Annotated in this window: 13 protein-coding genes; 12 read left to right on the top strand and 1 reads right to left on the bottom strand. The window is 45.9% G+C overall.

Annotation, left to right across the window (positions count from 1 at the left end; genetic code table 11):
* Window positions 1-332: 332 nt before the first annotated feature.
* Window positions 333-770 carry a gamma-glutamylcyclotransferase family protein gene (locus B5E64_RS12830; RefSeq protein WP_087168870.1) on the bottom strand — a complete coding sequence of 146 codons (438 nt, stop codon included), beginning with the start codon at window positions 768-770 and terminating at the stop codon, window positions 333-335.
* Between the two features lie 244 nt (window positions 771-1,014).
* On the opposite strand from B5E64_RS12830, the gene B5E64_RS12835 reads away from it, so the two are divergent.
* From B5E64_RS12835 to B5E64_RS12885, 12 genes are all read left to right on the top strand, one after another.
* The gene (locus B5E64_RS12835) at window positions 1,015-1,404 is read left to right on the top strand and encodes a diacylglycerol kinase family protein (RefSeq protein WP_343284069.1); all 390 of its coding nucleotides are present in this window, start codon (window positions 1,015-1,017) and stop codon (window positions 1,402-1,404) included.
* 18 nt (window positions 1,405-1,422) lie between these two features.
* Window positions 1,423-1,815 carry a hypothetical protein gene (locus B5E64_RS12840; RefSeq protein ID WP_087168872.1) on the top strand — a complete coding sequence of 131 codons (393 nt, stop codon included), beginning with the start codon at window positions 1,423-1,425 and terminating at the stop codon, window positions 1,813-1,815.
* 5 nt (window positions 1,816-1,820) lie between these two features.
* Window positions 1,821-3,404: an AarF/UbiB family protein gene (locus B5E64_RS12845; protein ID WP_087168873.1), complete on the top strand. Its 1,584-nt coding sequence runs from the start codon at window positions 1,821-1,823 to the stop codon at window positions 3,402-3,404.
* A gap of 85 nt (window positions 3,405-3,489) precedes the next feature.
* A complete protein-coding gene (locus tag B5E64_RS12850; protein ID WP_087168874.1) occupies window positions 3,490-4,257 on the top strand; it encodes an SseB family protein in 768 nt (255 codons plus the stop codon).
* Window positions 4,258-4,296: 39 nt separating this feature from the next.
* Entirely contained in the window at window positions 4,297-4,938 is a 642-nt protein-coding gene (locus B5E64_RS12855; RefSeq protein ID WP_087168875.1) for a cytidylate kinase-like family protein, read from the top strand.
* Window positions 4,939-5,140: 202 nt separating this feature from the next.
* A complete protein-coding gene (locus B5E64_RS12860; RefSeq protein ID WP_242960189.1) occupies window positions 5,141-6,682 on the top strand; it encodes an LCP family protein in 1,542 nt (513 codons plus the stop codon).
* Window positions 6,683-6,832: 150 nt separating this feature from the next.
* Window positions 6,833-8,689 (top strand): AAA family ATPase, encoded by a 1,857-nt coding sequence (locus B5E64_RS12865; RefSeq protein ID WP_087168876.1) that lies wholly within the window; start codon window positions 6,833-6,835, stop codon window positions 8,687-8,689.
* 22 nt (window positions 8,690-8,711) lie between these two features.
* Complete coding sequence (locus B5E64_RS12870; protein WP_087168877.1) at window positions 8,712-9,476, top strand: 4Fe-4S binding protein; 765 nt, start codon at window positions 8,712-8,714, stop codon at window positions 9,474-9,476.
* Between the two features lie 31 nt (window positions 9,477-9,507).
* Window positions 9,508-10,350: a 4Fe-4S binding protein gene (locus B5E64_RS12875; protein WP_087168878.1), complete on the top strand. Its 843-nt coding sequence runs from the start codon at window positions 9,508-9,510 to the stop codon at window positions 10,348-10,350.
* A 158-nt stretch (window positions 10,351-10,508) separates the two neighbouring features.
* Complete coding sequence (locus tag B5E64_RS18450) at window positions 10,509-11,231, top strand: glycosyltransferase (RefSeq protein WP_242960190.1); 723 nt, start codon at window positions 10,509-10,511, stop codon at window positions 11,229-11,231.
* Window positions 11,222-11,671, top strand: coding sequence for a glycosyltransferase (locus B5E64_RS18455; protein ID WP_242960191.1), 450 nt, complete (start codon window positions 11,222-11,224; stop codon window positions 11,669-11,671). The genes B5E64_RS18450 and B5E64_RS18455 overlap by 10 nt, the downstream gene beginning before the upstream one ends.
* 335 nt (window positions 11,672-12,006) lie before the next feature.
* Complete coding sequence (locus B5E64_RS12885; RefSeq protein WP_242960193.1) at window positions 12,007-13,038, top strand: glycosyltransferase; 1,032 nt, start codon at window positions 12,007-12,009, stop codon at window positions 13,036-13,038.
* Window positions 13,039-13,063: the final 25 nt, after the last annotated feature.

Raw genomic sequence — 13,063 nt, forward strand, 5'->3', positions numbered from 1 at the left:
CTCCATGGAATGTCTCCAAACGAGTACTATAAATATATTAAAACCAACGAGTTACCATCAGCATTTAAGCTGTTATAAAATCCAGACAAAAAATTTTTCGGATGTCCTTGACAAGGGGCTCACTTTAGGTATTCTGTACGGTTAATATCTTAGTAATGGGAATTCTAACCGCAAAATTCGGGCATGTTGTACGGTTAAGATCACGGTAGGGAGAGTCTCAACCGTAAACCTCCATTTGTTGCAACATTATAATGCTAAAACATAAAGAAATAGGAATAAGATTCTTTTTAATTTATGATGCTGCGTTAGATGGTTTACACCAAGGTCAGATTTTAACAGCAGCCATGTTCCAGGGATGCTTCAAAGACAGACAGATCCAGTCCAAAGTCTCCATAGCCTTCCCGGATTGTCTGGATGTAGGTGTCTGACGGGCGGCCCGGTTTTGCTTCTTCGGCCATGATATAGACCATGGCTGTGATTGTCTGTCCGTCCTGAAGCGTAACCGGAACATCCTCTTTGTAGTAAAGGGTCGGGTACACTTCGTACTCGTCAAGGCTTTTTTCATTTTCCGGAGTAATATCCCACAGTGCGACCGGGGTGGCAGCACCTTCTTTTTTCTGGATGGTTGCATAGATTTTTTCCGGTTCAAGTCCACGGTAAATCAGTTCCCATCCTTCCAGCGTTCCGACTGCGTAAGGAACTGCGCCCGGGCACCGTTCTTCCATCTGTTTTTTGTGAAGATTACTTCCATAAGCTACATATAATCTCATATTTTCTCTCCTATTGTGTAATTTCTTGTATCTGTTTTCATTTTGTACTATTTTTGCGTATTTATCAATAGAATCCTGAAAAAAAGAAGAAGTGATATGATTTAAAAACCGAGTGGATTAATATTCGCAAGCGGAAAAATTCTGAAAATAATAAAAAAATAATGAGAAAGACTGGTTAATTTGTTCGAGATTTGATAAAATAATAATAAATTAGCGGGATACAAAGACCGGAGAAAGATGGGGGATGATAAGAATGCCGGGGAAAAAGAAGAATCCGCTGTGGAGGAGTTTTGGATATGCTTTTGCCGGAATCTGGACAGGAATCCGGAAAGAGAGGAATATGAAAATTCACTGCACGGCACTTCTGATGGTTGTGATTGCGGGGATTGCCTTCCGGATTACCGTTTCAGAATGGTGTATCTGTATTGTCCTTTGTGCGCTTGTCATGTCGCTGGAGCTTGTCAATACAGCAGTGGAAGCGGTAGTGGATCTGGTGACGGAGGAGAAAAAGCCCCTGGCAAAAACTGCAAAAGATACGGCGGCAGGCGCGGTTCTGATCGCAGCGATTGCTTCTGTCATAATAGGACTTCTGATTTTTGTCCCGCATATAGCCGGATGGTTCATACAGTCGTAAAAAGAGAGGAGAATACATATGGATGGATTAGGTGAAAATTTAAAGAAAGTACTTCTTGCCGGGGTAGGGGCCGTAGCGGTTACGGCAGAAAAGTCAAAAGATCTTCTTGATGAGATGGTAAAAAAAGGCGAGATCACGGTAGAACAGGGAAAGGTACTCAACGAAGAATTGAAGCATAATATCAGGAAGACTATGAAGGAAAAGGTCAATGTCTCCATCAAACCGTCGTCTCCGGAGGAACTTCAGGAACTGGTAGGAAAGATGACGCCGGAACAGCTTGCTGATTTAAAAGCGGCGATCCAGAAGATGGAAGAAGAGCCGAAGGCACAGGAGGAATCCGGGACAGATCCGGAGGGAAAAGCAGAAGAACCGGAAGAGACATCAGAAGAGGATAAAGGAGAGACAGAATAGTTTTAATGAGCGAGCAATCATCGGAAAAATATGGAAAACGTTTAAAAGAAATAACCTCAGTGCTCCATAAGCATGCGATTTCACGTGGAGTGACACCGGAAAAGCTCCGCCTGATTCTGGAGGAACTTGGTCCTACCTATATCAAACTGGGTCAGATTGCCTCCATGCATTCCGATATTCTTCCGAAAAAATACTGTGACGAGTTGATGCGGCTCCGTTCTGACGTGGCTCCGATGCCTTTTGAACAGGTACAGGAAGTACTGGAAGAAGCCTACGGATGTCCGTATACGGAGGTTTTTGCAGAGGTGGATCCGGTTCCCCTGGGGTCTGCATCCATTGCACAGGTACATAAGGCGGTACTGAAGACCGGGGAAAAAGTAGTGGTAAAAGTACAGCGGAAGGGAATTTATGATATTATGTCCCGCGACATCGGGCTTCTTCACAAGGCGGTCCGGCTGCTTCCGCCCATCAGCATGAAAGGTCTGGTGGATCTGGATATGGTGCTGGACGAGCTCTGGGCAGTCACTCAGGAAGAAATGAACTTTCTGATTGAAGCGTCCAACATGGAAGAATTTGCCAAAAAAAATGAAGATGTGGCTTTTGTGGGAACTCCGGCGCTTTTCAAGGAATATACGACAACCCATGTTCTTGTAATGGAGTATATTGACGGACTTGGAATTGATGAAAAGGAAAAACTGCTGGAAAACGGGTACGATCTGAAAGAGATCGGGACCAAGCTTGTGGATAACTATATTAAACAGGTTATGGATGACGGCTTTTTTCATGCAGATCCGCATCCGGGTAATGTAAGAATCCGGGACGGCAAAATCATCTGGATTGATATGGGAATGATGGGCAGGCTGACAGAAAGAGATAAAGATCTGATTGCCGAAGCAGTAAAAGGGGTGGCCGCCAATGATGTGGCGCTGATTCTGGAAGTGGTCATGGCTCTTGGAGAATTTCAGGGACATCCGGATCAGAGCGAGCTGTACAGAGATATCGGGGATCTGCTTTCTAAATATGGAACTGTTGATATGGGGGATATCGATCTGGCCGAAGTGATCCAGGATCTGATGGAAGTGATGAAGAAAAATAAAATCCGGATGCCGCACGGATTGACAATGCTGGCAAGGGGACTGACACATATGGAGGGGGTTCTTGCAGATCTGGCTCCTGAGATCAATATGGTCGGCATAGCAGCAGCGAGAATGTCTGGAAGCATTTTCCTGGAAAAAGACTGGAAGAATGCGTTAAAGCATAATGCAAGAAGCGTGTACCGGTCTTTGCATAAGGCACTTGACATACCTGCTTTGACGGCAGATATTCTTCATGGTTTTCTGAAAGGACAGAACCGGATCAATCTGGATCTGCATTCTACAGATGACCTGAATGAAATGCTGACCAGACTTGTGAAGCGGATCATCATGGGATTTCTGGCGATGGCTCTTCTGATCAGCTCAAGTATCATTTGTACGACGGATATGAAACCCAAAATTTGGGGAATTCCGGCGCTTGGGGCAATCGGATATATTCTGGCTCTTTGCATGGCTCTTTATATTTTTTTAAGTCATATCCATATCCGAAAATAAAGGAAAAGAAATAAATTGTAGGTTTTGGAGAAATCGTATATACTATATCTATGCAGGAATGACACAGAAAGGAAAGATATAGATTATGAGTGACGAAAAGAAGAATGAGACACTGACAGACAGAAAAAAAGAAGTAATTCAGTCAATCCAGAGGGCGGCAGAGATCTATACCATTGCATCCGTATGTACAAAGATGCCATATGTTTTCTGCGATCCGGAGACATTTGACGATGAAGTTTTTGTATTTTTGAAGCTGGAGGATGCACAGACAGCGGCGAAAGCACTTGCTGAGGAAAAGGAGCCGGTAAGTCTTGTAAAAGTAGAGAACAAGCAGCTTCTGCATTTTTTTTCCAATCTTTACACAATTGGAGTCAACTGTGTTGTTGTGGATCAGAATTCCGGCAAGGAAGAGCGCCTTCAGCTTCAGGAGATTGTACATAGGGCAGAGGTAAAAGAATTACCGGATGGAAAGGTACGGGTGGAAAATCCGGAACTGGTTCTTACGGCATTATATCTGATGCAGAAAACCCAGAGACTCCGGTTAAGAGAAGGTGAGCAGGAGATCAAAGATCTTCAGGATGAAGTAATGGCACATTTTTCCAGAGGACGTTATATCGTAGCTTTTGAGGCGGATAAGGGAATTCCTCTTTTAAAAGACAAGAAAGATGACACATATCAGCCGGTATTTACGGATATTATGGAATTTCAGAAATTCAACAGAGAAAATCGTTTCCGGACAGCTGTAATTCCGGCGGAAAAGATTCCGGATCTTCTTGCACCGGAGACAAAGGGTGTGACTATCAACCCGATGACGGTCAATCTACAGCTCCAGATCCGGAAAAAGAAAAACTGATTCCATGTTTCACTTATAAACGAAAAGGAGTGTGTGCATATGACGAATCATACTATTATTACCATTGGCAGACAGTTTGGAAGCGGAGGGCATGAGGTAGGAAACCGTCTTTCCGAGAGATTGAACATTCCGCTGTATGATAACAATCTGATTTCAATGGCAGCGCATGAGCTGTCGATCAGTCAGGAGGCGGCAGAGAAGGTGGATGAGACAATCCTTGGAAAGTTTCTCTCGGCCTATGTAGTAAATATGCGTGATTATACAGTCTTTATCAATGACAGCAATGAATCTGTGCCGCTAAGCGACAAGGTTTATGAAGTCCAGACGAGTATTATCAACCGCCTTTCCGAGAGAGGACCATGCATTTTCGTCGGAAGATGCGCTGACTATATTCTGGGAGATTACAGCAACTGCATTCACACTTTTATCTATGCCTACAAGGAGGATCGGATCCGCCGTATCATGAAGATTTATGGACTGGATTCCAAACAGGCATGGGAGAAAATTAAGAAGATGGACCGGGAGAGAAAGACTTATTACGAAGCTCATACCGGAAGAGAATGGGGAAGTATTGAGGCGCATGGAATGCTTTTTAATGTAAGCCTTCTGGGGATTGAAGGAGTGACAGATGCGCTTGAAGCGATTTACAGAAAGTGGGAATCCAATGTCAAGCAGGGATAAAAACCTGACAGATTTCTTAATTTTTTGTGAAAACCAAAATCATAAAGAGCCGGGAACCTGCGCAAATACGGGATTTGTCGGGGGTCCGGCTCTGTTTTGATGTCTTTTTTCCAAGGGTCCTGCTTGACTTCCTTTTGGAATACGGGATATAATCTAACGAGGGAATGAATGGGAATAAATAAGAGAAAAGGGAAGATGAACTATGTCGAAAATGAGTCGTCAGGACAGGCAGGCCTATGAGCAGGCATTGAAGAGACGAAAAAAGCAGAGCAGTCCGGGGAAAAGACAGCGGACGGCTTACTCCAGAACTTCCAAAAGCAGTACCGCAGGGCGATCCAGAAGCCGCTATACGGACTATGATGGAAATGAGATTGACGAAAGTTACATTAATAATAGAAGAAACAGCAGATACACAGGCTATGATACATATGATCGTTATAGCGGGTATGATGACTATGATTACGATGACTATGACGACTATGATGATGATTATGATTACGAGGAAAGACCGGGGAGAACCCGGATGCCGGAAGATCTTGGGTTTGGATACCGGAGAGAGAAAAGCTCCTCAAAAAGGAGAAGGCCGGAAGACTCCTATCCTGTGTCAGGCAAAAGGAGCCGGAAGCAAAATGGGAAGCTGATCCTTTTGATTCAGCTGATTGCTACGGCGCTGTTCCTGGCATCAGCAGTTTATCTGGGAATGATTCCGTGGCTTTATCTTGGTGTAGCAGCAATTGTCCTTTTGATTCTCGTTCTTCTGGTTTACCGGATGCAGAACGGATTCCGGAAGAAGCGTTTTCTGGGAGCGCTGCTTGGACTCCTGATCAGTGCAGTACTTCTCGTGGCGGCATTCTATATGTTTGAAGTGCGTTCCGCATTAAATGATATTACGGACGGCAATGAAGCACCGGAGTTAAGTGAAGCCGCCGCGGGTGTCAATGTTTCCGAAGATCCGTTCAGCGTTTATATCAGCGGAATTGATGTGTATGGAGACATTACGCAGCAGAGTAGAAGTGATGTCAACATCATCGCAACTGTGAATCCGAAGACAAAGCAGATTTTACTTGTTACGACACCGAGGGACTATTACGTACCGATCCCCGGTGTGTCGGAAGGTTACCCGGACAAGCTGACTCATGCAGGTACTTATGGAATCGCGACTTCCATGGCAACTCTGGAAGAGCTGTATGATGTGGATATCCCATTCTATGTAAGAGTAAACTTTACATCTCTGATAGAGATGGTGGATACTCTTGGAGGCATTGATGTTGAGTCGGACATTGCGTTTACGACGGGAGAGGAGTCAGGACTTGTCGTTGAGGTCAAAGAAGGAACCAATCATTTCAACGGCCAGGAAGCACTGGCATTCTGCCGTGAACGTCACGCGCTTGCGGAGGGAGATAATCAGAGAGGGAAGAACCAGCAGGCTGTCATTGAGGCCATGCTGAAAAAGGCAATGTCTCCATCGATCCTGATTAAAGGACCTCGTCTGATTGATCAGGTCAGCGGAAATACCGAGACCAATATGTCTACAAGCCAGCTCCAGGAGCTTGTCAGAGTCCAGCTGGCAGGGATGAATGGCTGGGATGTCGTATCTGTCGCAGCAGAAGGAACTTCTTCCACGGAGTACTGCTATTCCTATTCAGGAGGACCGCTTTCGGTTATTGTGCCGGATGATTCTTCCGTAGCTTCGATTCAGGAAAAGATCAATGCAGTAGAGGCAGGAGAAACGGTTTCCGAATAAAAGAAAAAGACGTATAAATAAAAGCCGGACAGAAAGGGAAGAAAAACTTTCCAATCTGTCCGGTTTTTTGCACGGAAAATGGATTATGACTGGAAGCATGAGAGCGATCCTGTTACAATAATTCTAAAAGGAAGGAAAGAAGGTGTTTCCATGCGTATCAAGGATATCCGTATCCGAAATTTCAAGTCGATCCGGGAGATTCATATCCCGGATATTGAGCAGGCATTGATCCTGGTCGGACAGAACAGTACGGGAAAGACGGCCATTCTGGATGCGCTCCGGACCGCGGGAGGAATCTATCAGGTTCAGCCAGAGGATTTTCGGGAAGATTTTCCCAATATTGAAATCATGCTGACATTGTCGGTAGAAGAGGAAGACTTAAAAAGACTGCATCAGTGCGGGATTGTCAGTTCCTACAGACGGTACGAATCCTGGTACCGGGACTTCTGCAGAAAGATTCCGTCATTTCATGACGGAGAGGTGGCATTTGAATGTACAGTGAACAAAGACGGGAAAGTGCGCTACGGTGATGGTTTCACAAAAAACAACCGCCATATTCCGATGCTCTTTCCGAAAATATATTATATTGACGCGCAAAGAGATCTGGAAAATTTTGAGGAAGATCTCTGGATGATGCAGGAGGATGATCTGGTAAAAAGGATGAGATCCGGAAGCTGCATGTTTGATATGGCCAAAATGTGTAATCACTGTTTTTCCTGTATCGGACTGATTCATAAAAAGACAACAGCCGAACTGAATGCGTTTGAGGCCGCAAAACTGTTGGAATATAAGCTGTATCATCTGAATCTTGACAGCTTTTCCCAGCGTGTCAATGCAAATTTCCGTAAAAACGGAGGGAAAGAGACAATCCGTTATTCGATGAACCGGGATATGGAGAAGATGCTTTCGGTTACAACGGAAATCAGCAGGGATGATCAGAATGGCATCCGAAGTATCGACAGCATGGGAAAGGGCATGCGGAGTATTTACATGCTTTCCCTTCTGGAGACCTGTGAGGAGACAAAAGTAGCGGGGACAGACCTGATCCTCGTGGAAGATCCGGAGATTTTCCTTCATCCAAAGCTGCAGAAGGTGACAGGAGATATCCTTTACCGGCTTTCCAGAAAGAGTCAGGTGATCTTTTCCACCCATGCGCCGAATCTCTTGGCAAACTTTAACAGCAGACAGATCCGCCAGGTGCTGACCGGAAAGGACGGCTCCTCCGAAGTCCGGGAAAAGACGGATATCAGTGAAGTGCTGGATGATCTTGGATATTCCGCCAATGACCTCATGAACGTAAATTTCGTCTTCATCGTGGAAGGAAAGCAGGATAAAAACCGACTGCCTCTTCTGATCCGGAAGTATTATGACGAGACCTATGAAGCGGACGGGACACTTTCCCGGATCGCCATTATTACGACCAACAGCTGTACGAATATTAAAACCTATGCGAATCTGAAGTACATGAATCAGATTTATCTCCGGGATAATTTCCTGATGATCCGGGATGGGGACGGGAAAGATCCGGGGGAACTGAAACGGCAGCTCTGCCGGTACTATGAAGAGCGAAATCTGGAAGACGTGGATAAACTTCCGCGGGTGACAGAGAAAAATGTACTGATTTTGAAGTATTATTCGTTTGAAAATTATTTTTTGAACCCGAAGATTATGGCTCAGCTTGGAGTCGTACCGTCCGAAGAAGCGTTTTATGAGATTTTTCTGGAAAAATGGAAGGAGTATCTGCATAAAATCCGAAGTGGGAGAAAGCTTCTGGAGGTACTAGGGAAAGATCTGGAGACAACAGAGGATGTAAAGGCCCATATGGAGGAGATCCGGATTCACCTCCGGGGGCACAACCTGTTTGATATTTTTTTTGGAAGGTACAAAAAGCAGGAAACCGAGCTTTTGAAGCAATATATTGATCTGGCGCCAAGGGAGGATTTCAAGGATATTCTCGATTCCATTGACCGGTTTATTTATTTTGAAAGCAGAGCAAGGAAGAACTAAAGGATTAAAGGAGGAAAAAAGGATGCGAATTGTAAACATACTGTTCAGCCCGACAGGCGGAACGAGAAAGGCAGCAGAAAAACTGACGGAGATCTGGGGACCGGAAACGGAAACGATGGATCTGATGACGTATGGAGCCGATTTTTCCGGAGAGAAATTTACAGAAGAGGATGTGGCGGTATTTGCGGTGCCATCTTTCGGGGGCCGTGTTCCGTCGGCAGCCGCAGAACGGTTTTCCAGAATACAGGGAAATGGAGCAGCGTGTATTCTGCTCTGTGTTTACGGCAACCGTGCCTACGATGATACACTGGCAGAAATGGAAGATCTGGCAAAGGACTGCGGCTTTCAGGTGACTGCGGCTGTGGCTGCGATTGCGGAACATTCGATCGCACATCAATATGCGGCCGGACGCCCGGATGAAACGGATACGGAGAATCTGCATGCTTTCGGAGAACAGATCTGGCAGAAGATTCAGAGAGGAGAATGGGCTTTAACGGAAACGATTCCGGGGAACCGCCCGTACCGGGAAGCCGGAGGCGGAGGAATGATCCCGCAGCCATCAGACACCTGTGTGAGGTGTGGACTCTGTGCCGCAAAATGCCCGGTTCATGCAATTGATCCCGAGGATCCGGCTGACATTCAGGAGGAAACACGTATTTCCTGTATGGGATGTACGGCAGTATGCCCGCATGGCGCACGAGCACTGCACCTGGACGCCGTGGCCATGGTTAGTGAAAAGCTGAAAGAAGTATGCTCTGTAAGAAAGGAATGTGAACTGTATCTCTAATTGCCGGGTGTGGAAGAAAGGGGCGGAAAAGATGGAGAAAACAATGCTGGAAAAGCAAATCGAGCAGTTTGTCATGGAGAGCAGACTGAATTACGTGTCTGAGGAGGAAGCGATTGCGCCTGAATATGCAGGACTTCGTATGTACGATCCTCCTATCTGGGGATATGGGGATGCAAATGATCCGATGTTTGAGGAGCTGAAAAAGAAAGAGGCGGTGGGAGAACAGTTTCTCCTGCCGGATGCATGGCTCCCGGACGCCAAAAGTGTCATCAGTTTCTTTATTCCGTTTACGGATGAGGTCAAAAAAAGTAACTGGACTGATGCGGCGGAGCCGTCTGCCCAGTGGCTGCACGCCAGGATTGAAGGACAGCGGTTTGTCATTGCAGTCTGTGATGAGATCCAGAGAATTCTCAAGGAAGAGGGGATTATAAGTGTGATTCCGGCATCAGACCCAAGGTTTGAAAGTGTGACAAAACCAGATCCAGAACGGGGAGAAAAATGGCAGGGTGCCTCTTATACAAGCAACTGGTCGGAACGTCATGTTGCCTTTGTGTGCGGACTCGGAACCTTTGGCCTGTCCAAAGGGCTGATTACAGAAAAAGGAATTGCGGGGAGACTCGGAAGTCTGATTGTCAGTGAAAGATTTGAACCGAGAAAACGGGAATATACAGACATTTATGAGTACTGTACCCGTTGCGGCGCATGTATCAGACGATGCCCGGCGGGAGCGATTTCGCTGGAAAACGGAAAAGAACATCTGCCGTGCGACCAGTTTCTGGAAGAGACAAAGAAAAAGTATGCACCCCGGTACGGATGCGGAAAATGCCAGACAAAAGTGCCGTGTGAGAGCAGAATACCGGGAAAAAGAGGATAAGAGAAAGACGGAAGTTTTTGAGCCGGATGGTTTTCAACAGTTGAATGCCATCCGGCTTTTACTGTTTAGAAATTGTTTAAGAAATGATAGAAGAATTTTTAGCCGTCCGTGGTACGCTTTAGGAAAGAAAACCAGACAGAAGAAAAGGGGGAAACAGTATGAAAGTTTTGATTACGACGGACTGGTATTACCCGGTTATTAACGGTGTGGTCACATCGGTACAGACACTTGCGGCAGAATTAAAAAAGAGAGGAAACGAGGTGCGGATACTCACTTTGTCGAGAAATCATCAGTCCTACAGGGAAGGCGGAGTCTACTACGCAGGCTCGGTGGGAGCGGGAAGAATTTATCCGCAAGCAAGGCTGAAACTGCCTGTATCCGGGAAATGCATTAAAGAACTGATCTTGTGGAAACCGGATATTATCCATTCACAGTGCGAATTTTCAACTTTTTTAATGGCAAAAAAGATAGCAAAAGAGCTGCAGATCCCGATTGTCCATACGTATCATACAGTTTATGAGGACTACACCCATTACTTCTCGCCCCGGAAAAAGTGGGGCCGGGCGCTGGTGCAGAATCTGACAAGACATCTCTCCGGACAGGTGGCTGGAATAATTGCTCCAAGCGAGAAGATCCGGACTCTGCTGAATGGGTATCAGGTGGACTGCCCGCTCTGGGTTGTCCCGTCCGGGATCCCTCTTTCCAGATATCATACAGGCGAGGATGACAGCTGGAGAAAACAGACCAGAGAGAAATACGGAATCTCTGATGATATCACAGTCCTCATCTATGTAGGGAGACTTGCAAAAGAAAAAAATATCGGAGAATTGATCCGATACGAGGAAAAAGCAAAGGCAAAAAAACCATTCTCATGCTGGTAGGGGACGGGCCATACAGAGCAGATCTGGAAAATCAGGTGAAGAGCCGGAAAATGGAGAAAGAAGTGATTTTTACAGGCATGATCCCGCAAAAAGAAGTGAACAGATATTATCAGGCGGGCGACATCTTTGTAAGTGCATCAACAAGTGAAACACAGGGGATGACTTATGGGGAAGCTCTGGCCGCAGGACTGCCGCTTCTGTGCAGGAAGGACGACTGCCTGAAAGGAGTTGTGACGGATGAGAAAAACGGCTGGCAGTATGAGAATGAATCCGGATTTTTACAGGTACTGGAAAGGTGGAATGAGAAGACCGAGCAGGAAAAACAGAAAATGCGAAGTGTGGCGCAGGAGTCGGCAGCTTTGTTCTCGGCAGAGGACTTCGGATATCGAATGGAACAAATCTATGAACAGGAAAGAGAACGGTGGATGTATGCAGGCTGAATCAAAGAATCAAAGTGAAAAACTCTGGAAAATCATTGCCTTCACAGGTCTGCTTTTGTGTGCAGGCCTGGCGGTATGGGGATATCAAAGCGGATACTTCCATTCAGAAGATTCGCTCCAGAAATTTATCATGCAGTTTGGCGGATTTGGTATGGCCCTTTTTATTGCAGTTCAGATCGTACAGGTCGTATTTCCGATTCTCCCGGGAGGAATCAGCTGTCTTGCAGGGGTCATGCTGTATGGTCCGTGGATTGGTTTTTTTTGTAATTATGTCGGGATCTGTATCGGATCCATGGCAGCCTTTGCCATAGCGAGGAATCTGGGGAGGACAGCTTTTGAGAAGAAATGTGAAAAAGAGCGGTGTAGGAAGTGCGGTACAGCATCAGGAGCAGATGCTAAAAGAGACAGGAGCCCCGATTGCCACAAGCTGGAAAGAAGCGGATGTGGTACACATCAACACTGTTTTTCCGGATTCAGTGCTGGCAGCATGGGCAGCCAGAAAACAGGGGAAAAAGGTAGTATATTACGGACATTCTACAATGGAGGATTTCCGGAATTCCTTTATCGGTTCCAATCTGGCGGCTCCGCTTTTTCGACGCTGGATCTGCCGGTGCTACAGGATGGGCGACGTCATCCTGACCCCGACGGAGTATTCGAGGAAACTTTTAAAAGGGTATGGGCTGACAGCTCCGATTTATTCGCTTACGAACGGTGTAGATACGAAATTCTTCTGTGCAGATGAAAGTGCAGGAAAACGGTTTCGTAAACGGTACCGGATTCCGGAGGAAAAAAAGGTTGTCATTTCGGCAGGACATCTCATTCGGAGAAAAGGAATCTTTGATTTCCTGGAGCTGGCGTCAAAAATGCCGGATATTATTTTCATCTGGTTTGGAGGAGGGAACCGTCTGCTGATACCGCCGGATGTCGGGCGCGCAGTAAAGGCGAAAACGCAAAATGTGATTTTCGCAGGGTTTGTAGGGGCGCAGGAATTGAAAGAAGCATATTGCGGAGCGGATGCTTTTATACATTTCAGTTATGAGGAGACGGAAGGAATTGTTGTACTGGAGGCACTTGCGTGCAAGGTTCCGGTGATTGTCCGAAGAATTCCGGTATACGACGGATGGCTTCAGGAAGAAGTCCATGTACAGAAAGCATCCGAAACAGAGGAATTCCAATGCTGTATCAGGGAACTTGTCTCACGGGACTGCAGAAAACTGACAGAGCGAGGGAGGAAGCTTGCCGAAGAACATAGTATTTATAATACAGGAATGCAGCTGAATGTGATCTATCAATCAGAAAAACTGGCTCTTTCTCCTCATATTTCAAAGGAGAATCTGGAAAACGAAAAAGGACTGAGTTATGATTAAGGTCAGAGAAAAGAAAAGAGGAAAA

The sequence above is a fragment of the Drancourtella sp. An12 genome, from assembly GCF_002160935.1.
GTDB classification, from domain to species: domain Bacteria; phylum Bacillota; class Clostridia; order Lachnospirales; family Lachnospiraceae; genus Sellimonas; species Sellimonas catena.

Bases quoted from the DNA above. Each gene is read 5' to 3' on its own strand.
- B5E64_RS12855 (WP_087168875.1), top strand. From the start codon at position 4,297: ATGACGAATCATACTATTATTACCATTGGCAGACAGTTTGGAAGCGGA.
- B5E64_RS12875 (WP_087168878.1), top strand. From the start codon at position 9,508: ATGGAGAAAACAATGCTGGAAAAGCAAATCGAGCAGTTTGTCATGGAG.
- B5E64_RS12840 (WP_087168872.1), top strand. From the start codon at position 1,423: ATGGATGGATTAGGTGAAAATTTAAAGAAAGTACTTCTTGCCGGGGTA.
- B5E64_RS12870 (WP_087168877.1), top strand. From the start codon at position 8,712: ATGCGAATTGTAAACATACTGTTCAGCCCGACAGGCGGAACGAGAAAG.
- B5E64_RS18455 (WP_242960191.1), top strand. From the start codon at position 11,222: ATGCTGGTAGGGGACGGGCCATACAGAGCAGATCTGGAAAATCAGGTG.
- B5E64_RS12860 (WP_242960189.1), top strand. From the start codon at position 5,141: ATGTCGAAAATGAGTCGTCAGGACAGGCAGGCCTATGAGCAGGCATTG.
- B5E64_RS12835 (WP_343284069.1), top strand. From the start codon at position 1,015: ATGATAAGAATGCCGGGGAAAAAGAAGAATCCGCTGTGGAGGAGTTTT.
- B5E64_RS12830 (WP_087168870.1), bottom strand. From the start codon at position 770: ATGAGATTATATGTAGCTTATGGAAGTAATCTTCACAAAAAACAGATG.
- B5E64_RS18450 (WP_242960190.1), top strand. From the start codon at position 10,509: ATGAAAGTTTTGATTACGACGGACTGGTATTACCCGGTTATTAACGGT.
- B5E64_RS12865 (WP_087168876.1), top strand. From the start codon at position 6,833: ATGCGTATCAAGGATATCCGTATCCGAAATTTCAAGTCGATCCGGGAG.
- B5E64_RS12850 (WP_087168874.1), top strand. From the start codon at position 3,490: ATGAGTGACGAAAAGAAGAATGAGACACTGACAGACAGAAAAAAAGAA.
- B5E64_RS12845 (WP_087168873.1), top strand. From the start codon at position 1,821: ATGAGCGAGCAATCATCGGAAAAATATGGAAAACGTTTAAAAGAAATA.